Annotated in this window: 21 protein-coding genes; 4 read left to right on the forward strand and 17 right to left on the reverse strand. The window is 66.8% G+C overall.

The features are described from left to right. The first annotated feature begins 108 nt into the window (after nucleotides 1–108). A complete protein-coding gene (locus A3OK_RS0116695) occupies nucleotides 109–1,302 on the forward strand; it encodes a murein L,D-transpeptidase family protein (protein ID WP_019906031.1) in 1,194 nt (397 codons plus the stop codon). Between the two features lie 262 nt (nucleotides 1,303–1,564). On the opposite strand, the gene A3OK_RS24120 is transcribed toward A3OK_RS0116695, so the two are convergent. The 16 genes from A3OK_RS24120 to A3OK_RS0116770 all read right to left on the reverse strand — a co-directional run bounded on the left by A3OK_RS24120 (nucleotide 1,565) and on the right by A3OK_RS0116770 (nucleotide 15,705). After that, nucleotides 1,565–1,996, reverse strand: coding sequence for a hypothetical protein (locus A3OK_RS24120; RefSeq protein WP_155912059.1), 432 nt, complete (start codon nucleotides 1,994–1,996; stop codon nucleotides 1,565–1,567). Nucleotides 1,997–2,386: 390 nt separating this feature from the next. After that, complete coding sequence (locus A3OK_RS0116700) at nucleotides 2,387–3,610, reverse strand: divergent polysaccharide deacetylase family protein (RefSeq protein ID WP_036302347.1); 1,224 nt, start codon at nucleotides 3,608–3,610, stop codon at nucleotides 2,387–2,389. Nucleotides 3,611–3,770: 160 nt separating this feature from the next. Next, on the reverse strand, nucleotides 3,771–5,093 hold the full coding sequence (locus tag A3OK_RS0116705; protein WP_019906033.1) for a S41 family peptidase: 1,323 nt from the start codon (nucleotides 5,091–5,093) through the stop codon (nucleotides 3,771–3,773). Beyond that, nucleotides 5,093–6,451, reverse strand: coding sequence for a peptidoglycan DD-metalloendopeptidase family protein (locus A3OK_RS0116710; protein ID WP_019906034.1), 1,359 nt, complete (start codon nucleotides 6,449–6,451; stop codon nucleotides 5,093–5,095). The genes A3OK_RS0116705 and A3OK_RS0116710 overlap by 1 nt, the downstream gene beginning before the upstream one ends. Next, nucleotides 6,448–6,951, reverse strand: coding sequence for a 23S rRNA (pseudouridine(1915)-N(3))-methyltransferase RlmH (rlmH, locus tag A3OK_RS0116715; RefSeq protein WP_019906035.1), 504 nt, complete (start codon nucleotides 6,949–6,951; stop codon nucleotides 6,448–6,450). The genes A3OK_RS0116710 and rlmH overlap by 4 nt, the downstream gene beginning before the upstream one ends. A 34-nt stretch (nucleotides 6,952–6,985) precedes the next feature. Further along, nucleotides 6,986–7,414, reverse strand: a complete 429-nt coding sequence (gene rsfS, locus A3OK_RS0116720) for a ribosome silencing factor (RefSeq protein WP_019906036.1) — start codon at nucleotides 7,412–7,414, stop codon at nucleotides 6,986–6,988. A 73-nt stretch (nucleotides 7,415–7,487) separates the two neighbouring features. Continuing rightward, nucleotides 7,488–8,099, reverse strand: a complete 612-nt coding sequence (locus tag A3OK_RS0116725) for a nicotinate-nucleotide adenylyltransferase (protein WP_019906037.1) — start codon at nucleotides 8,097–8,099, stop codon at nucleotides 7,488–7,490. 35 nt (nucleotides 8,100–8,134) lie between these two features. Continuing rightward, complete coding sequence (locus A3OK_RS0116730; RefSeq protein WP_019906038.1) at nucleotides 8,135–9,433, reverse strand: glutamate-5-semialdehyde dehydrogenase; 1,299 nt, start codon at nucleotides 9,431–9,433, stop codon at nucleotides 8,135–8,137. Nucleotides 9,434–9,540: 107 nt separating this feature from the next. Continuing rightward, entirely contained in the window at nucleotides 9,541–10,677 is a 1,137-nt protein-coding gene (gene proB, locus A3OK_RS0116735; protein WP_019906039.1) for a glutamate 5-kinase, read from the reverse strand. A gap of 100 nt (nucleotides 10,678–10,777) precedes the next feature. Then, the gene (locus A3OK_RS0116740; protein WP_019906040.1) at nucleotides 10,778–11,140 is read right to left on the reverse strand and encodes a DUF6883 domain-containing protein; all 363 of its coding nucleotides are present in this window, start codon (nucleotides 11,138–11,140) and stop codon (nucleotides 10,778–10,780) included. Beyond that, nucleotides 11,137–11,388, reverse strand: a complete 252-nt coding sequence (locus A3OK_RS0116745; RefSeq protein WP_019906041.1) for a hypothetical protein — start codon at nucleotides 11,386–11,388, stop codon at nucleotides 11,137–11,139. The genes A3OK_RS0116740 and A3OK_RS0116745 overlap by 4 nt, the downstream gene beginning before the upstream one ends. A 43-nt stretch (nucleotides 11,389–11,431) precedes the next feature. Next, nucleotides 11,432–12,466, reverse strand: coding sequence for a GTPase ObgE (gene obgE / locus A3OK_RS0116750; RefSeq protein WP_019906042.1), 1,035 nt, complete (start codon nucleotides 12,464–12,466; stop codon nucleotides 11,432–11,434). Between the two features lie 83 nt (nucleotides 12,467–12,549). Then, nucleotides 12,550–13,023, reverse strand: coding sequence for a hypothetical protein (locus A3OK_RS0116755; protein ID WP_026597348.1), 474 nt, complete (start codon nucleotides 13,021–13,023; stop codon nucleotides 12,550–12,552). A gap of 148 nt (nucleotides 13,024–13,171) precedes the next feature. Beyond that, nucleotides 13,172–13,438 (reverse strand): 50S ribosomal protein L27, encoded by a 267-nt coding sequence (gene rpmA / locus A3OK_RS0116760; protein ID WP_018041680.1) that lies wholly within the window; start codon nucleotides 13,436–13,438, stop codon nucleotides 13,172–13,174. Nucleotides 13,439–13,472: 34 nt separating this feature from the next. Beyond that, complete coding sequence (gene rplU, locus A3OK_RS0116765; RefSeq protein ID WP_019906044.1) at nucleotides 13,473–13,787, reverse strand: 50S ribosomal protein L21; 315 nt, start codon at nucleotides 13,785–13,787, stop codon at nucleotides 13,473–13,475. A gap of 397 nt (nucleotides 13,788–14,184) precedes the next feature. Continuing rightward, the gene (locus A3OK_RS0116770; RefSeq protein WP_019906045.1) at nucleotides 14,185–15,705 is read right to left on the reverse strand and encodes a helicase HerA-like domain-containing protein; all 1,521 of its coding nucleotides are present in this window, start codon (nucleotides 15,703–15,705) and stop codon (nucleotides 14,185–14,187) included. A 159-nt stretch (nucleotides 15,706–15,864) separates the two neighbouring features. Here A3OK_RS0116770 and A3OK_RS0116775 point away from each other — a divergent pair, with 159 nt between their 5' ends. Together A3OK_RS0116775 and A3OK_RS0116780 are read left to right on the forward strand one after the other, a co-directional pair. After that, a complete protein-coding gene (locus tag A3OK_RS0116775; protein ID WP_019906046.1) occupies nucleotides 15,865–16,251 on the forward strand; it encodes a hypothetical protein in 387 nt (128 codons plus the stop codon). A 245-nt stretch (nucleotides 16,252–16,496) separates the two neighbouring features. Further along, nucleotides 16,497–17,552 carry a GNAT family N-acetyltransferase gene (locus tag A3OK_RS0116780; RefSeq protein ID WP_019906047.1) on the forward strand — a complete coding sequence of 352 codons (1,056 nt, stop codon included), beginning with the start codon at nucleotides 16,497–16,499 and terminating at the stop codon, nucleotides 17,550–17,552. A gap of 90 nt (nucleotides 17,553–17,642) precedes the next feature. Here the strand turns inward: A3OK_RS0116780 and A3OK_RS0116785 are convergent, their stop codons facing one another. Next, complete coding sequence (locus A3OK_RS0116785) at nucleotides 17,643–18,551, reverse strand: LysR family transcriptional regulator (protein WP_019906048.1); 909 nt, start codon at nucleotides 18,549–18,551, stop codon at nucleotides 17,643–17,645. Nucleotides 18,552–18,644: 93 nt separating this feature from the next. Between A3OK_RS0116785 and A3OK_RS0116790 the strand changes: the two genes are divergently transcribed. Further along, entirely contained in the window at nucleotides 18,645–19,526 is an 882-nt protein-coding gene (locus A3OK_RS0116790) for an aldo/keto reductase family oxidoreductase (RefSeq protein WP_019906049.1), read from the forward strand. Nucleotides 19,527–19,618: the final 92 nt, after the last annotated feature.

The raw sequence follows: 19,618 nt of genomic DNA on the forward strand, positions 1-19,618 counted from the left end.
ATCAGGCACTTCCCTATTGCCGCCCCAATGGGATGCGATAGGAAGACCATCGTGCAACCTGTCGCACGGCGCCGGCGAATGTCGGCGGATCGCTCTCCAGGGCCGGGAATGGTCATTCGACCCTCGCCAATCGTGCCGCGCCTCAGCATCGCCTGCCTGGTCGTGTTCGGTCTGGCCCTCGCGGCGCCGAACGTCGCGCAGGCCCAATCGGCCAAGGCCACCGCGCCGATCCCGGCGGCCACCCTCGCGCTGATGAGCCAGAAGGGCACCAGCGCCTCGGCGCCGGTCCTGTTCAGGGCCTACAAGAAGGAATCCGAGATCGAGGTCTGGAAGAAGGCCGCCAACGGGCGCTTCGTCCATATCAAGACCTTCCCGATCTGCCGCTGGTCGGGCCAGCTCGGGCCGAAGCGCAAGACCGGCGACCGTCAGACGCCGGAGGGGTTCTACACGGTGCCCCAGCGCCAGATGAACCCGAATTCGAGCTACTATCTCTCCTTCGACGTCGGCTATCCGAACGCCTACGACCGCGCGCAGGGCTCCACCGGCTCGGCCGTGATGGTCCACGGCGTCTGCTCGTCGATGGGATGCTTCGCCATGACCGACCAGGTGGTCGGCGAGATCTACGCCATCGCCCGCGATGCCTTCGCGGGCGGCCAGGCAGCGTTCCAGTTCCAATCCTTCCCATTCCGGATGAACGCGGCGAACATGGCCCGCTACCGGACCGACGCGAACATCGCGTTCTGGCGCCAGCTCAAGGAGGGTGCGGACCGGTTCGACGCGACGGGCGAGGAGCCGAACGTCACCGTCACCGCCGGCCGCTACGCCTTCCTGCCCTACAAGGATCCCGCCCTGGAATCCCTGGTCACGGCGCGCCGGGCGCAGGAGGAGGCCCGTATCGCGAGCCTCGTCGAGGACGGGAGCGCGGCCGTGCGCACCACCTATTCCGACGGCGCGCAGCATCCGTTCTGGGCGGCGCTCTCCGCCAAGGGCGTCTCGCTCGGCGATGTCAGCCGACCCGAAGCGCTCGCCTATGCCGGCCAGGACGTCGTGGTGATCCCGGCCCAGCGCCGCCCTGTTCAGGTCGCCGAGGTGGTGTGGTCGCGCTGGATGGCGGCGGCCTCCGTTCCCGTGCTGACGCGGGTGCGCGGGTTCAAACCGACCTACGAGACGGAACCGTCACGCTTCACGAACCTCGTCACGCGCTACGAGCAGACGCTGCCAATGATGCTCTCTGCGTCCCTCGCCGGGCAGATGCCGGCCCCGACCCCGCCGGCAATCGTCGAGACCCTGGCGCAGCGCTAGCGCATACGGATGAGCGGGCTCCCCTCTCCCCGCACGCAGGGAAGAGGGGTGCTAACGCCATGATCGCACGACAGACGGTCCACCTTCGGCCGCCGAGAACGCCCTCGTTTTCCTAATGGTCAAAATCTGACGGATGCTACCCGCCCTGAGCGTCCGAGATGGGTGGTTTCCCGCCTGTCTGCTTTCGAGCGGTACAGGCATCAAACGAGACGCCTCCACTGCTATTCCACCTGCCCGCAAAATACCATGCAAGCATATTGATCTAATCGAGGTTGATACGCGAGTCTCTAAGTGTAAGGCACTGATCTGTATATATAGTTCCGCATGCTACCTTGCACTCGAATGTGTGATCAATGGGATCGAAGGGGCTGTAACTCACAAAAAACCTTCTTTTGTGCGGTTTACTATCTTCGGTTTCCCAAGCTCCCCACCCATTTCCCGAATGGACCAGATTTGTAATTTTGGGATTCTTGAAGTTCTCTAACTGCTCTATCCGTGTGGCTTTACCGCTCGTGAACCAACGAATGTTGCGCTTGATAATTTCGACAGCCTCTTCTTTATTTTTGATATTTTCTTCTGAAACTTTGCAGTAGTACTCCTCATTGATATAGGCCCATGATAAAACTCCGACAGCAACGATAGCTGCGCTTTTGAGCGCAATTTTAATCAAATTAGTGAATTTCATATAGACCATCGCGTCATCAATGTGATTACATAATCGTCAACTTATATAACAATTCGATGGTTCGATTATATATAACTCCTTATTTAAACCTTGTTGTGCAGGATCTTTAGTGAATAAAATCGTCGCCCACGATGTATTAAACGTACATGTAGCCGCTCACATTGTCGCTGCACCCCTTCACCACCCTCTATAACCGCCGACCTGATAGCTTTAACGCCTCTGTGCGTATTTGTCGTAAAATACGAGGGGCTGCTTTCAGTGTGTGCCGATCGCGGTCACAACGTCTGCGTTGAGTCGAAAGCAGCCCCGGCAGCGGGTACCAAACGTCAGATTTTCACCACTGGCGGGTGGCGGGCGGCGGGCGGCGGGTTCAGCCCAATGGCTCCGCTGGAAACCCTCTCACGGCGTGGCGCTCGTCATCCGTGCCGGCGGCGTTCCCCGCAGGGCGATACTGACGGGGACGAGGCGGATGCCCCTGGCTTCGAGATCGCGCGACCAGCGGGCGATCCGCTCGATCGTCAGCGGCATCGCCCCGGCCGATGCCAGCGCGAACCCGTTCGTCTTGGCCTGGGCTTCGAGCCGGGCGAGTTCGCGGTCGATCGCCTCGGCATTGGGCGTCGCGTCGAGAACGATTTCGGCGCGGGCGACAGGAATCTTCAGCTTGCCGCCCAGGGATGTCGCGAGTGATCGGGGCGAGGAGCCGTCATCGACGAAGCCGAGCCCCCTGGCGCCGATCTCCCGCAGCACCGGCTCGAAGGCGGCGGAATCGCTGCCGAGCTTGCCCCCCATGAAGTTCACGAGGCCGACATAGCCGCCGAACCGGCTCATCACCCAGGACAGACGGTCGAGGTTCTCCGGGGGGCGCGAACTCGTCAGCAGGGTCTGCGGACCGGGATCGCTGTCGGGATAGTCGAACGGCTCCATGGGGGCCTGGACCAGGATCTCGTGGCCGAAATCACGGGCGCGGGCGACGCTGCGTTCGAGATCGCCGCCATAGGGCGAGAAGGCGAGGCTGACGGCGGGCGGCAGCTTGGTGATGGCGCCGGCCGTCGCGGCCTGTCCGACGCCGAGGCCGGTGACGAGAATGGCGATCCGCGCGCCCGGTGCGCCCGCATCGAAATCCGATCGGGCATAGGCGTCGAGGGGTCGGCGACGGCCCTCTCCGATTTTCGGCAGGCTGCCGTGGCGTCCCCGCTCCATCAGCCGAGGGTCGGGGGCGGCGAGGCGCGTCGGCTCGGCGGTCGGCACGCGGATGATCACCGCATCGGTGGGGGCCGCGGAGCCGGCCGGCCGCACCACATGGACGCCGGACGCCGTCTCGACCTCGCCGGCCGAGCGTGGCCCTGACGGTGGGGGCTCCGGCGCTTTCGCGACGGGCGGAGGGGGTGCGGGTTCACGCAACGCGATGGCAGTGGTGGCGGAGGGCTCGCCGCCCTGGGGATCGCCGGTGATCGCCAGGATGGTGCCGCCGATGGCGAGGCCCGCGACCGCCATCGCGACGACCGCCGGCAGGGTCATCCTGGGTGCCGAGACAGAGCGCAGACGCTGGCCGAGCGAGCGCGAGGCCGCAGCACTCTTGGTCCCCAGCGGGCGGGTCAGGATGTCGTCGGTGGCCACGTTCAGCCGCTTTCCTCAAGCCTCGCGACCGACAGAGACTTGGCGCTTCCATCCAGGAAACGAAGCGGCCCGCAGAGTCGGTCATTACCGACATTGCAGGCCGCGCTGGTTAACGCTTGCTTAAATCACGCGACACGGGCCGCGTTTCAGTACGGAACTGACGATTTCAGTTCGGAACGGCGGCTTTGGGGGTGTTGGCCGCGCCCTTCTGGATGCCGCGGACGAAGTCGATCGCCGCGATCAGCTGCTTGTCCTTGGCCGGATCCGGCGGGACGTAAGCCGACGAACCGCCGCGCTCCTCGACGTCCTTCTGCTTCAGGTGCCCCTTCAGGCCGGCTTCGCCCTTGGTCTCGTCCTTGCCCTTCAGCTCGTCCGGGATCTCCTGCAGGACCTCCTGGTCCGGCTCGATGCCCTTGGCCTGGATCGATCGGCCCGACGGCGTGTAGTAGCGCGCCGTGGTGAGGCGGAGCGCGCCGCTGCCGCCGAGCGGGATGATCGACTGGACCGAGCCCTTGCCGAAGGAGCGCGTGCCGAGCACGGTCGCGCGCTTGTGATCCTGCAGGGCGCCGGCCACGATCTCGGAAGCGGAGGCCGAGCCGCCATTCACCAGAACGACGATGGGCTTGCCCTTGGTGAGGTCGCCGGCCTTGGCCGAGAACCGCTGGGTCTCGTCCGGGTTGCGGCCACGGGTCGAGACGATCTCGCCGCGGTCGAGGAACGCGTCGGAGACCATCACCGCCTGATCGAGGAGACCGCCCGGATTGTTGCGCAGGTCGAGGACGTAACCCTTGAGCTTGTCCTGGCCGACTTCCGTGGAGAGCTTGTCGATGGCGTTGCGCAGGCCGTCATAGGTCTGTTCGGTGAACTGGGTCAGGCGGATGTAGCCGACGTCTCCGCCCTCGGCGCGCGAGCGCACCGGCTTGATCTTGATGACGTCGCGGTTGAGGACGACGTCGATCGGGTCCTTCGATTCCTTGCGGCTGATCTTGAGCTTCACCGGCGAGTTGACCGGCCCGCGCATCTTGTCGACGGCCTGGTTGAGGGTGAGGCCCTGGACCTGATCCTCGTCGATCTGCGTGATGATGTCGTTGGTGAGGATGCCGGCCTTGGAGGCGGGGGTGTCGTCGATGGGGCTGACCACCTTGATCAGGCCGTCCTCCATCGTGACCTCGATGCCGAGGCCGCCGAACTCGCCCTTGGTCTGCACCTGCATGTCACGGAAGCTCTTCGAGTCCATGTAGCTCGAATGCGGGTCCAGCGAGGTGAGCATGCCGTTCACGGCCGCCTCGATCAGCTTGGCCTCGTCGGGCTTCTCGACGTAATCGGTCCGCACCTTCTCGAACACGTCGCCGAACAGGCTGAGCTGGCGGTAGGTCTCGGCGGAAGCCGCCACCGCGCTGGTCCCGGAGAGCAGGTGCGTCTGCGTGGCGAGGAGAGAGGAGCCGACGCCAAGGAACGCGCCGGCCAGGACTAGGGAAATCTTGCGCATTATCCGCGAACCTTCTCGCTGGGGCTTTTGGCCCACCAAGGCTCCGGATCGATGGAGCCGCCGTCTTTCCTGAACTCGACGTACAAAACCGGTCCGTCGCGGTCGCCCGGAGTGGCGCCCTGGCCGCCCTCTCCCATGGCGGCCACCGGTTCCCCGGCAAGCACGAACTGTCCGACCTCGACGTTGATCTGATCCATACCGGCCAGCAGCAGATAGTAGCCATCGCCGGCATTGATGATCAAGAGTCGTCCATACGAGCGGAACTGCCCGGCGAACGACACCCACCCATCGGACGGAGACGACACCACCGCCTTCGGGCGGGTCGCGAGCGATATGCCGCGGGTCGTTCCGCCATTTCCGTCGGGCTGGTTGAAGCTGCGCAGGGTGGCGCCGCTCACGGGCCTGGGCACCTCGCCGCGCGTATCCACGAAGCGGATCTTGGGAGCCAACCGGGCGGGATCGCGTGTTCCGGCCGCCGCGAAGCGCTCCTGGGTGACGCGGGCTTCGCGCGTCTCGGCGGCGCGAGCCTCCTCCGCCGCCCGGCGGGCCGAGGCGACCTCGCTCTCCATCCTGTCGAGCAGTTCCTTCAGGCTCCTGGCCTGGACTCCCAGCTCGGCCGTGCGCGCGCGCTCGGTGACGAGGCCGCTCTCGACCTCGGCGAGGCGCGTCCGGCGCGCGGTGATCAGGGCGTTGATCCGCTGCTGCTCCCTGGCCCAGCCGGCGAGGTCGTTCTGCAGGCCCTCGCGGTCGGCGGCGATGAGGCCCTTCAGCCGCACCATCTCGGTCAGGTCGGCGGCCAGCGTCTCGGCCTCGCCGCGCAATTCGGGCACGACGGCGCCCAGCAGCATCGAGGTGCGGATCACGGCGAGCACGTCCTCCGGCTGGACCAGGACCGCCGGAGGCGGCCTCCGGCCCATGCGCTGGAGGGCGGCGAGGATTTCGGCGATGACGCCACGGCGGGCATCGAGCGAGCGGCGGATGCCGGCCTCGCTGGCGGTGAGCGTCTTCAAACGCTCCTCCAACCGGCTCATCCGGCCCTCGGTCGCCTGCGCCTGCCGGGCGGCATCGAGGAGGGCGGCGTTGAGCTTGGCCCGGTCGCCGCCGATGGAAGCGATCTCCGTCTCGAGCTTCGCCCGCGCCCCTGTCGAGGCGGCCAGTTGCTCCTCGACCCGCTTCAGGTTCTCGGCGCGGCGGGCCTTCTCGTCGATGGCACGCTGGATCGCATCGGCATTGGCCGCGTCCTGAGCCTTCGACGCATCCTGGGCCAGAGCCAAGCCGGACGCGAGCACCGCCACCGCCGCGCATGCGGCGATGCGGATCGCTCCGCCATAGGGCCCGCGCCGCAAAGCTCCGCTCATAATGCGTCGATATTTCCCCGATGGTAGGGATGCCCCGCCAGGATCGTCAGCGTCCTGTACACCTGCTCGAGCACCAGGACGCGCACAAGGCCGTGAGGCAAGGTGGCGGCTCCGAAAGCGAGGGAGAGGTCGGCGCGGTCCCGCACCGCCGGCGCGAGCCCGTCCGCGCCGCCGATGGCGACCACGAGGGTGGCCGTGGCCGCGTCGCGCCACGAGGCGATCTGTTCGGCGATTCGCTCGCTCGTCCAGTTCGAGCGTCCGCGCTCGTCATAGACCAGCAGCACGCTCGACGAGGCCGGGGCCTGGGACAGGATCGCCGCTCCCTCCTCGACGCTCCGGTCGATCGCGCGCCGTGCCCGGCTTTCGGGAATCTCGACGATGTCGCAAGCCGTGAGGCCGAAACCGCGGCCGAGCTGAACCGCCCGGTCGCGATAGCGGGATGCCAGATCCCGCTCCGGTCCAGGCTTGAGGCGACCGACGGCCGTGACCAGCAGCCGCACGCGTCAGGCGCCTCGCTTCATCGGGATCGACCGCTCAGCCGGCCAGCAGACCGGCGGGACGATCGGCGCCCCACATCTTCTCGAGATTGTAGAAGCCGCGGACTTCCGGCCGGAAGATATGGACGATGATGTCGCCCGCATCGATCAGCACCCAGTCGCAGGCCGGCAGACCCTCGACCCGGGCCGTGCCGAAACCCTTGGACTTCATGTCCTGCAGGATGCGGTCGGCGATGGCGCCCACATGGCGCTGCGAACGGCCGGAGGTGATGATCATGGTGTCGGCCAGCGACGTGCGGCCGGCGAGATCGATCTCGATGGTTTCCTCGGCCTTCATGTCTTCGAGACAATCGAGCGCAAGCGCCTTCAGATCACCGATCCTCTGATCGGCGGCGTGGTCGGAACCAGCGGTTCCCGTATGGTGCGAATCGGTCAGTGTCTCGATTCCCGAAGTGGCGGCGGTCATTTTACCTGAACATTCTATAGTCTGATGAGAGTGGAACGATCACTCTCCGTTTTCAAGAGTCGCGACGCGCTCGTCATCGTCCGGCCCTCAGGGCGGTGGACGACAGGGTCGAGCGCGGGCCGTGGAGAAACACCCAGGCCGGGGGTTCGAGATCGGCGAGGAGGCCCGCATCCGATTCGTCGATGCGCCATCGGCCCATCGCCTGTGCCCCGCGGGCATTCGGTGCCGTCAGGGTGAAGCCGGGCCTATCGATGATCGCGATCGGCATCATGGCAGCGATAGCACGAAAATCGCGCCAGCGGTGAAATGCCGCGAGACTGTCGGCGCCCATGATCCAGACGAACCGGACCTCGGGATACCGGGCCCGGAGGTAGTCCAGGCTCTGGCGCGTGTAGCGAGCCCCGATCCGCGTCTCGAAATCGGTGATGGCGATGCGCGGATGGTTCGCGATCTCTTCCGCGATCCTGATCCGGCGGTCGAGGGGAGCGAGCGCCGATCGGTCCTTCAGCGGGTTGCCCGGCGTGATCATCCACCAGACGCGGTCGAGGGCCAGCCGCTTCAGCGCGACGAGGCTCACATGGCGATGGCCGAGATGGGCCGGATTGAACGACCCGCCATAGAGCCCGATCCGCAGGCCGGGCGCGGCAGGAGGCAGCCGGGCGAGCCCGGCCGCATCAAGCCGCACGAGGAATGCCGGCGAGCCGCATCAGGCAGGCCGCATCAAGGACGTGTCTGACCGCGACCATGGACACGGTACTTGAAGGTCGTCAGCTGCTCGACGCCCACCGGCCCGCGCGCATGCATGCGCCCGGTGGCGATGCCGATCTCGGCGCCGAAACCGAACTCGCCGCCATCGGCGAACTGCGTCGATGCGTTATGGGTCACGATGGCCGAATCGACTTCCGCGAGGAACCGGGCCGCCTCCACCGGGTCGGCGGTGACGATGGCGTCGGTGTGGTGCGAACCGTTGGTCTCGATATGGGCGATGGCCGCGTCCAGCCCGTCCACCACCTTCACCGCGATGATCGCGTCGAGATACTCGGTGCGCCAGTCGGCCTCGGTGGCGGGCACGACCCGCGCATCGACGGCCTGGGTCGTCGCATCGCCGCGCACGGTGCAGCCGGCCCCGATCAGCGCCGTGACCAGGGGGGCGAGATGGGTCTCCGCCACGGCGGCATCGACGAGCAGGGTCTCGGCCGCGCCGCAGATGCCGGTGCGGCGCATCTTGCTGTTGATCACCAGGGTGCGGGCCATGTCGAGATCGGCGCCGGCCGCCACGTAGACGTGGCAGATGCCGTCGAGATGGGCGAAGACCGGCACCTTGGCCTCGGACTGGACGCGCTCCACCAGGCCGCGCCCGCCACGGGGCACGATCACGTCGATGCAGCCGTCGAGGCCCGACAGCATGGCGCCCACCGCCGCGCGATCGCGGGTGGGGACGATCTGGACCGCGTCCGCAGGCAGGCCGGCGGCCTCGAGCCCTTCGCGCATGGCGCGGGCGATGGCCATGGCGGTACGGTGGCTGTCGGAGCCGGCGCGAAGGATCGCGGCATTGCCGGCCTTGAGGCACAAAGCCCCCGCATCGGCGGTGACGTTGGGGCGGCTCTCGAAGATGACGCCGACGACGCCGAGCGGCACGGCGATCCGCTCGATCAGCAGGCCGTTGGGGCGCTCGAACGCCGCGAGCTGGCGGCCGACGGGATCGGGCAGCGCACCGATCTTGGCCACCGCATCGGCCATGGCGGCGAGCCTGCCCTCGTCGAGGGTGAGACGATCGATCAGCGCCTGGCTCTGCCCGCTCGCCTTGGCGGCGGCGACGTCACGGGCATTCTCGGCCAGGATCGCATCGCGGCTCGCCCTCAGACGGTCGGCCACCTGGCGCAGGGCGATGTCCTTCGCCTGGGCCGAAGCCTGGGCGATCTTGCGCGCGGCGGCGCGGGCGCGGCGGCCGATCTCATTCATCTGTTCGGAGAGATCGGGAGCGTCGGCGAAATCGGATCTCAAATTCAGGACGGGCACGGTCTGTTTCCTCGCGGCTCACCGTTCAAGGCGATGGCGGCATGTCGACTGCGCCGTCATGCCACGCGATGAGGCAGCAAAACAAGCACATTGCATAATATTCGAGCCTATTCCCCCACCATAGCGAGGTCATCGCGATGCACCATTTCGGCGCGACCGGGATGAGTCAGCAATTCGGCGATCTCGCGACTCGGGCGACCGATGATCTGAGCCGCCTGTGCACTGTCGTAAGCCACGAGGCCCCGCCCCAGGGTGCGGCCCTGCACATCGCGGATGATCACCGCGTCACCGCGCCCGAAGCTCCCCGCGATCCCGGTGACGCCGACGGGCAGCAGGCTCGCCCCACCCTGCAGGGCGCGGGCCGCACCGGCATCGACCACGAGGATGCCGCGCGGTTCCAGCGATCCGGCGATCCAGGCCTTGCGGGCGGCGATGGGGTTCGAGCCCGACAGGAACCAGGTGCAGCGCCCGCCCTGCAGGATGGCGCGCAGGGGGTTCTTCTCGCGCCCGTCGGCGATGACCATGTGGGTTCCGCCACTCGCGGCGATCTTGCCCGCCTCGACCTTGGTGCGCATCCCGCCGCGCGACAATTCGGAGGCGGGCCCGCCCGCCATGGCCTCGATCTCCGACGTGATCCGCTCGATCAGGGGCAGGTGCCGGGCTTCCGGGTCGCTGGCGGGGGGCGCGGTATAGAGGCCGTCGATGTCGGAGAACAGCACCAGCACGTCGGCGCCGATCATGGTGGCGACACGGGCGGCGAGGCGATCGTTGTCGCCGTAACGGATCTCGCTGGTGGCGACCGTGTCGTTCTCGTTCACCACCGGCACGGCGCGGACTTCGAGGAGCTTCAGCACGGTCGCGCGGGCATTGAGATAGCGGCGGCGCTCTTCGGTATCCTGCGGCGTCACCAGGATCTGGCCCGCGGCGATGCCGTGATGGCCGAGCACCTCCGCCCAATAGCGCGCGAGCGCGATCTGCCCTACCGCCGCGGCGGCCTGGCTCTCCTCCAGCCGCAGCGTGCCGGGCGCATAGCCGAGCACCGTCCGTCCCAGCGCGATGGCGCCGGAGGAGACGACGAGGACATCGACGCCGCGGGCATGCAGGTCGGCGATGTCCTCTGCCAGCGCCGCGAGCCAGGCATGGCGCAGGCGACCGCGCGCACGGTCGACGAGAAGCGCCGAGCCGACCTTGATGACGACGCGGCGAAAATCCTGAAGGGAAGGGATCTGGGGGGAAGAGGTCATGGCACTGGGGTGTAGGCGAAGGCGATATCCGTGTGAACGAAATCCGTGCCCTTAAACAGCGGCGGCTGCGCATGGGTCCGGGCGAAACCAGCCTTCCACCTCACGGCGTCGACCTTGGCTGACCGCGCGTCAGTGGAACCAGGGTAACGAAGGCGGCAAACTCATTCTCCAGCATCCAGACGGATCGGATCATGGGGTGCCGCCCATCCGGCGAGGTCATCGGCCCCTCGCACACGATCTTGATGTCGCTCTGCGCATTTGAGACCGTCCAAGCATCAGGAGCGAGGAGGAGGTGATCGGCGAGCGAATCCTGGAGAACACGCGGCTCATGACCGTCGAAGCCGAAGCGGAGCAAAAATCTGGCCTTCGGGCCACCGCGCGGATGATCGGTATTGAGAAGGTATCGAGTCACCTTGTCTTCGCTGATCGTCAGACCACGGATCGAAGGCAGATCTCGACTCAATGGGCACTGCGCCGCGTGCGGGTCAACGCCTCGGCACGCACCGTCGCCAATGCTCCCTCGGGAAGCGCGAACTCGACTTCAAACGCTTCGCCGTCACGCCAGATGCCGACGATCGTCCCCGCCGTGCCTGCGGGAACCGTCGCGCCGTCATCGGTCATCGCCTCCGCAAGCAGGGTAACCTCGTCCAGATCCCGGAGCGTGCCTCCCGGATCGTCTTTCCTCAGCAGATAAAGGACTTCGACCGACATAGACTCATTCTACCCCGAGTCGCGCCGCAGACAATACGCTCGTTCAGGGCTGCCACGCCTCCGCCGGCTGCGCCGCGATTTCCGCCGCCTTGGCTTCCATCATCTCTCGCGTGATCGCGCGCAGGGCGTCCTGCACGCCGAGACCGGTGGCCGAGGACAGGATCAGCGGCTTCACCTTCGATGCCCGCTTCAGGCGCGCGACCTGCTCCTTCAAGGTGTCGGGATCGACGATGTCGGCCTTCGACAGGGCGACGATCTCGGGCTTGTCGGCGAGGCCGTTGCCATAGGCTTCCAATTCCTTGCGCACGAGCTTGTAGGTCTTGCCGGCATGCTCGCTCGTCGCCTCGACGAGATGGAGCAGCACGCGGCAGCGCTCCACATGGGCGAGGAACTTGTCGCCCAGGCCGACGCCGTCATGGGCCCCTTCGATCAGGCCGGGAATGTCGGCGAGCACGAATTCGCGCTCGTCCGAGCGGACCACGCCGAGCCCCGGATGCAGGGTGGTGAAGGGGTAGTCGGCGATCTTGGGCCGCGCCGCCGTGACGGTGGCGAGGAAGGTCGACTTGCCGGCATTGGGCAGGCCGACGAGGCCGGCATCGGCGATGAGCTTCAGGCGCAGCCAGATCCACTGCTCGTGGCCCTCGAGCCCCGGATTAGCGTGTTTGGGCGCACGGTTGGTGGAGGTGGTGAAATAGGCGTTGCCGAAGCCGCCATTGCCACCTTTGGCGAGGCGCACGCGCTGGCCGACATGGGTCATGTCGGCGATCAGGGTCTCGCCGTCCTCGGCGATGATCTCGGTGCCGGCGGGCACCTTCAGCACCACATCCGCCCCGTTGGCGCCGTGGCGGTTCGAGCCCATGCCGTGCTCGCCCTTCTTCGCCTTGAAGTGCTGCTGGTAGCGGTAGTCGATCAGCGTGTTGAGGCCGTCGACGCACTCGACCCAGACGTCGCCGCCACGGCCGCCATCGCCACCGTTGGGGCCGCCGAACTCGATGAATTTTTCGCGTCGGAAGGCCACGCATCCCGCGCCGCCGTCACCGGAGCGCACGTAGACCTTGGCTTCGTCGAGGAATTTCACGGGTGTTCTCGTCTCTGTCGTTCATGCGCCGAGGGCGGGTCCTGCGGGATCCGGACCTTGGCGAATCACATGCGGGTTCGGGTTCAGGCTGCGCCCTGACGGCACTTCCCGTCGAGGTTCAGATACTGCACGCTGCGCAGGCCGGCCTCGAACCACGCCTCACCCGACTTCGTCCGGTCGTAGGCGTAGAGATTGATGACGATAGCGCCATCCGGCGACGTGAGGGTCGCCGGAACCTGCGCATCGTCGAAAGTCCAGACCGGGCGCGGCGCCTCCCGGCCGAATTCGGTCCGCGTCCCGTCCATCTCGAACTGGTTCGCCTGGGCGAAGACCGGCCGCGAGTCGTGGTCCGAGATCGCGAAGGTGAAGCCGACCTTGGGGCTTCGCCCGACGACATTGTAGAACTCGCAATAGAGCGTCGGGCTCTTCCGCGACTGTCTCGGAGTGTCCGCGACCGGAGTAGCGGGCGTCTCGCCTCGGCCGTTCAGAACCACGAGGGCGATAGCGGCCGAACCGATGGCCGCGATCCCCGCCAGTACGAGTTTGAGCGTCGTCATCGCGGAACCGTTGCCGAACACGACACCGTCAGGCGGCGACATCGCAGACGACGAAAGGGAGGATGGTGCGCCATCCTCCCTTCGATGTCAGACGATCGTGGTGGCGGCGAGCCCCGAGGGAGCACGCCGCGCCGTGGGAGGCCGTGGATTACTCCGCGGCTTCCTGGTGCGGCACCACGGCGACGAAGGCGCGGCCGCGCTTCACCTGGAACAACACGCGGCCATCCGCCTTGGCGAACAGGGTGTGATCCGTGCCGATGCCGACATTGACGCCGGGATGGAACTTGGTGCCGCGCTGACGAACGATGATGTTGCCGGCGATGACGGCCTCGGCACCGAACTTCTTCACGCCGAGGCGCTGACCGGCCGAATCGCGGCCGTTGCGGGACGAACCGCCTGCTTTTTTATGGGCCATGGTGGCTTAACTCCGAAATGTCTCGATCAGAACGTCAGGCGCTGATGCCGGTGATGCGCACCACGGTGTGGTGCTGGCGATGACCGCGCTTGCGGCGCGAGTTCTGACGGCGGCGCTTCTTGAAGGCGATGACCTTGGCGTCGCGGCCGTGGCTGACGATCTCGCCAGCGACGCTGATGCCCGACAGGAGCGGCGCGCCGACCTGGGTGGCGCCCGCGCCGTCCGTGAACAGCAGGACGTCGCCGAAGGTCACGGCGGAGCCGGGCTCGCCCTCGACAGTGGCGATCGTGATGGTGTCGTTGGCGGCAACGCGATACTGCTTGCCGCCCGTCTTGATGACTGCGAACATCGTTCTCTCTTCGTGTTCTCTGCCGGCCTCCGGCCTTGTGAGCCTGGACCGTCTTCTTGTTCAGGTCATCCGCGACACCGGATCGAGCCGTTGCGCGAACGCGAAACGCGCGGACTTCGTCGAGGAAGCCGCGCGAGTGCCGGTGGATAAGCGTGGGAGGGGTGTCGTGTCAATGTGTCACCGAGGACGCCACAGCGTCCTCTTCGATCGTACACGGGACCATCGCTGCGTATGAACGCAGACCGCAAGCGGCCCACGACCATCGACGTCAAAGTCGGCCTCGGCACAGGGTAACAGTGCATCGCCGTGTTTCGCCGATGAAACTCAGCGACGGACGCCTCTATCCTTCGTCGAAAGTCTGGTTACGCCGATCTCCGATGCGGACAGGTTCTACACTTCACCGCTTCATCAACCCGCCCAGCACGTTCCGCAAAATTGCGTTGCCGACCTGCGTGCCGACACTGCGGGCCATGGAACGGGCGGCGTTGCCGATGACCTGTTCGGCGAGGCTCGGCGGCGGGCGGCGACCGCCCTTAGCGGCGGGTTTCGAGCCGAGGACGCCGCCCAGCAGGCCGCCGAGCATGCCGCTCAAGCCACCCTCCGATTGCTGCGCCGCCTCGGCTGGAGCCGAATCGAGGTTCTTGCGCTTGGCGAGAATCTCGTAGGCGCTCTCGTTGTCGACCGCGGCGTCGTATTTCCCTCGCAGCGGGCTGTTCGCGATCAGCTGGGCGCGCTCGGCCTCGGTGAGCGGTCCGACCCGGCCCTGGGGCGGGGCGATGAGGGCGCGCTCCACGATCGACGGCGTGCCCTTGGCCTCGAGGAAGCTGACCAGGGCCTCGCCCACGCCGAGTTCGGTGATCGCCGAGGCGACATCGAAGCCGGGGTTCTGCCGGAAGGTCTCCGCGGCCGCCTTCACCGCGCGCTGGTCGCGGGGCGTGAAGGCGCGAAGCGCGTGCTGGACGCGGTTGCCGAGCTGCCCCAGCACCGTTTCAGGCACGTCGAGGGGGTTCTGGGTGACGAAATAGACGCCGACCCCCTTCGAGCGGATCAGGCGGACCACCTGTTCCACGGCATCGAGGAGGGCTTTGGGCGCATCGTTGAACAGGAGATGCGCCTCGTCGAAGAAGAAGACGAGCTTGGGCTTGTCGAGGTCGCCCACCTCCGGCAGCTGCTCGAACAATTCCGACAGCATCCAGAGCAGGAACGACGCGTAGAGGCGCGGCCGCTGCATCAGCTTGTCGGCGGCCAGGATGTTGACGATGCCGCGTCCCTCGCGGTCGACCTTCATGAAGTCGTTGAGATCGAGGGCCGGCTCGCCGAAGAACTGGTCCGCGCCCTGGTTCTCCAACATGAGGAGCTGGCGCTGGATCGCGCCCACGGATGCCGCCGAGACGTTGCCGTACTTGCCGGAGATCTCCTTGAGGTTCTCGGTGCAGTAGAGGAGCAGCGCGCGCAGGTCCTTCAGGTCGAGGACCGGCCACTGATTGTCGTCGGCGACGCGGAAGGCGATGTTGAGCACGCCTTCCTGCGTGTCGTTGAGTTCCAGCAGGCGGGCGAGCAGCAGCGGCCCCATCTCGATGACCGTGCAGCGGATCGGATGACCCTGTGTTCCGAACAGGTCCCAGAACACGGTGGGGAAGCGGTCGGGCTCGTAGGTGATCCCGAGCTCTTCGGCGCGCTTGACGAAGACCGGCTTCGATTCGCCCGCGGCCGCCAAGCCCGAGAGATCGCCCTTGATGTCGGCGGCGAAGACCGGGACGCCGGCATTGGAGAAGCCCTCGGCCATCACCTGCAGCGTCACCGTCTTGCCGGTGCCGGTTGCGCCGGCGACGAGGCCGTGGCGGTTGGCGAGCCTGAGGCTGAGCGCCTCCGGCTTGGTGCCACTCTTGCCGACGAGGATGGTGCCGTCGCTCTGCATGATCGCCTGATCCCACCGTCCCGCGTCGCGCCCAGCGCATCGACCTTGGCGTTATGCAGCCGCGAGGTGGCATTTTCCAGCGCCGCCGCCGCCAGCGCTTGATTTCAGCGCGGACAGGCCAGATGGACTACGAACCCGCATGCGTTGGAGCATTTGCACATGGAAGAGTTGATCGCCCGCGTCACCACCGTGACCGGCCTCGATACCGCGACGGCGCAGACGGCCATCGGCCACATCCTCGCGTTCCTGCAGAAGGAAGGCCCGGCCACCGAGGTCGCCCAACTCTTCGCGGCGATGCCCGGAGCGGACGCGGCGGCGGCCCAGTCGAACGAAGGTGAAGGCGGCGGCGGGCTGATGGGCATGCTCGGCGGCATGATGGGTGGCGGCGTGATGGCGCTCGGCCAGAAGCTGATGGCGGCGGGCGTCCCCATGGGGCAGATGCAACCCCTCGGCAGCGAGCTCTTCGCCTTCGGTCGCGAGAAGGCGGGCGAAGACGTGATGGGACCGATCGTCGGTGCGATCCCCGGCCTCAACCAGTTCGTCTGAGGCCGATTCGATACCCCTCTCCTCTCCGGCATCGACCCAGGGAGCGAGAGTGCGCGGAAGGTTCGGCGGCTACCCATGGGAATGGCGCCGGCGAACCATTTTTCTCCTTCACTAACCGCCTCTGGTTTCAAGCAAAAGCCTGTCATAAAAGCGTTCGGGCTTCGTGATGATGTGGCCTCGCGGACACGAGGTTCCGGCGCTCCATCGGGCGCCGGCCTCGCGGGTCCGACAGAGCGGAATGGACGATGGTCCCGAACTTCGCACGCGATGCGTCCACGGCCTGGCTCAATGGCTGGGAAGCGCATGTCCATGCGCCCATCGCCCGATTCAAGCAGAAGCGCCTGGAAGCGGGGAATGCGGGACTCGCCGGGCTTCCGGGATTCTCGAGCCTTCCGGGCTTCGGTGCGAGGGCCCTGGTTCCTCCGGGCGCGACGCCGATCAGGTTCAAGCCGCGCCTGAAGAAACCGCTGGCTGCTCCGGGACTCGACCCGATTCTCGGCCGTATCGGCGATCTCGAAGTGCGCCTCGCCACCACCGTCGCCGAGATCCGCCGCGCCCAGCGCCTGCGCTACCAGGTGTTCTACCAGGAGATGTCGGCGGTCGCCTCCGGCATGTCCCTGCTGTCGCGGCGGGACATCGACGATTACGACACGGTCTGCGACCACCTGCTGGTGATCGATCATGCGGCGACGGAGGCGAAACCCTTCCGACGCCCGAGACCGAAGGTGGTGGGCACCTACCGCCTGCTGCGCCAGGACGCGGCCGACCGCAATTTCGGCTTCTACACCGCCGGCGAATACGACATCGCGCCGCTTCTGGCCGCCCATCCGGGCAAGCGCTTCCTGGAACTCGGCCGCTCCTGCGTGCTCAAGCCGTACCGGACCAAGCGCACGGTCGAGCTGCTCTGGGCCGGGATCTGGGCCTATGTCCAGCACCACCGCATCGATGCGATGCTCGGCTGCGCCAGCCTGGAAGGCACCGACCCCGATAAGCTCGCCCTCGCCCTGAGTTTCCTGCACCACCATGCCCGCGCCCCCGAGCCCTGGCGCGCGCGGGCATTGCCGGGACGCCACGTCGCCATGGACAGGATGCCGCGCGAGGTGGTGGACCCGAAGGCCGCGCTCCAGTCGCTGCCGCCGCTGATCAAGGGCTACCTGCGCGTCGGCGCCACCTTCGGAGACGGCGCCGTCATCGACCATCAGTTCGGCACGACGGACGTGTTCGTCGTGCTGCCGGTCTCGGCCATCGCCGCCCGCTACATCGGCCATTTCACCCCGGCGGCGAACAAACGCGCGGCCTGAGCCGGCGTCGAACGCTCCGTTACCGTTCCTTCCCGGAAGCGGAGATTCCTCACCTGACCGGGAAGCCCGGGCATCGGTCGATGTCCGGAATCAGGAACGGGGGCGTTGCCGGCCGACGAAATCGACGAAGGCCCGCAGCGGCGCGGGAAGGTAGCGACGGCCGGGATAGTACAGGAATGGCCCCGAAAACGGTTGCCACCAGGGCTCCAGAACAGGCTCCAATGCGCCGCTGTCGAGATGTGGCCGTAGCCAATCCTCGAACAGGGTGATGATCCCGGTCCCCGCGATGGCGGCGTCCACGGCGAGATCCGTGGCGGCACCGACGCGGACGACGAGAGGACCGCTGGGATCGACGCGCACGATCTCCCCGTCACGCTCGAACTCCCACGCCGTCATCGCGCCGCTGGCGAAGCGTCCGCCGATACAGGCATGGGTCAGCAGCTCGCTTGGGTGGGACGGACGCCCATGGCGATCGAGATAGGCCGGCGAGGCGGCCGTTGCGAAACGCTGCTCCCTCGGCCCGATCGGGATCGCGATCATGTCCTGTTCGAGGCGCTCGTCGTAGCGGATCCCGGCATCGCAGCCGGCGGCCAGCACGTCGACGAATCCGTCCTCGGCCACCACTTCGAGACGGATATCGGGATAGGCGGCGAGGAAAGGCGGAACGATCGCCGGCAGAACGAGCCGCGCCGCGCTGACCGGCACGTTGAGCCGGAGCGTGCCGGCCGGGCGGTCGCGAAAGCCGTTCACGACATCGAGCGCCGCTTTCACCTCGCTCAAGGCCGGCGTCAGCCGCTCCAGCAGGCGCGTCCCCGCCTCGGTCGGTGCGACGCTCCGCGTCGTGCGATTGAGCAACCTGACGCCGAGCCTTGCCTCGAGCCGGCGGACGGCCTCACTCAAGCCCGATGCGCTCGTTCCGCTCGCCCGCGCGCCATCACGAAACCCGCCTGCCTCCGCGACGGTGACGAAAGCGGCGAGATCCCCGAGATCATCGGCCATTGTGCGATCTTTCGTACGGCCCGTGCCGACTAGCCCGCATTATCACACGATCCGGCCGGGTCTACATGTCCTCTCATCACAACGGAGGCGACCATGACCGATAACGCACAGGCCGGGACTTATGCCCTGGGCGACCGCACCGTGAAGCGGATGGGCTACGGCGCGATGCAATTGGCGGGGCCGGGGGTTTTCGGTCCTCCGAAGGATCGGGCAGGTGCCATCGCCGTCCTGCGCGAGGCGGTGGCGCGAGGCTTGAACCACATCGACACGAGCGACTTCTACGGCCCTCACATCACCAACCAGCTCATCCGCGAAGCGCTTCACCCCTACCCGGACGACCTCGTGATCGTCACGAAGATCGGTGCGAAGCGCGGTGAGGACGCGTCGTGGAATCCGGCTTTCTCCGAGGAGGAACTCACGCGCGCGGTCCACGACAATCTCCGCAATCTCGCGGTGGACGCGCTCGACGTGGTCAACCTGCGTATCATGCTCGATGTGCACGGCCCCGCGGAAGGCTCGATCGCGGAGCCCCTCGCCATCCTCGCCAAGCTTCAGCGCCAGGGCCTCGTCCGCCGGATCGGCCTGAGTAACGTGACGGCCCGGCAGGTCGCCGAGGGGCGATCGATCACGGAGATCGTCTGTGTTCAGAACGCGTACAATCTCGCGCATCGGGCGGATGACGCGCTCATCGACGAGCTGGCGGCTCGAGGCACCGCCTATGTGCCGTTCTTCCCGCTCGGCGGCTTCAGCCCGATTCAGTCGACGGCCCTCACCGACATCGCCGAGGGGCTTGGCGCGACACCGATGCAGGTGGCCCTCGCCTGGCTGCTCGCCCGCTCGCCCAACATCCTGCTGATCCCCGGCACATCGTCACTCGGGCACCTGCACGAAAACCTGGCGGCGGCAGCCCTCACGCTCCCGGACGAGACGATGGCGGCGCTCGATCGGATCGCGGCTCGTCCCGAAACGAGCTGAGGCTTTGTGGAACCGCTCCCGGCCAGCGTCGCGCGGCCGTGAAAACGTGGTTCGGTTCGCGATAGGGTGAAGGTCGGATCGGTCGGACGTCG

Source organism: Methylobacterium sp. 77 (assembly GCF_000372825.1).
Lineage (GTDB): Bacteria > Pseudomonadota > Alphaproteobacteria > Rhizobiales > Beijerinckiaceae > Methylobacterium.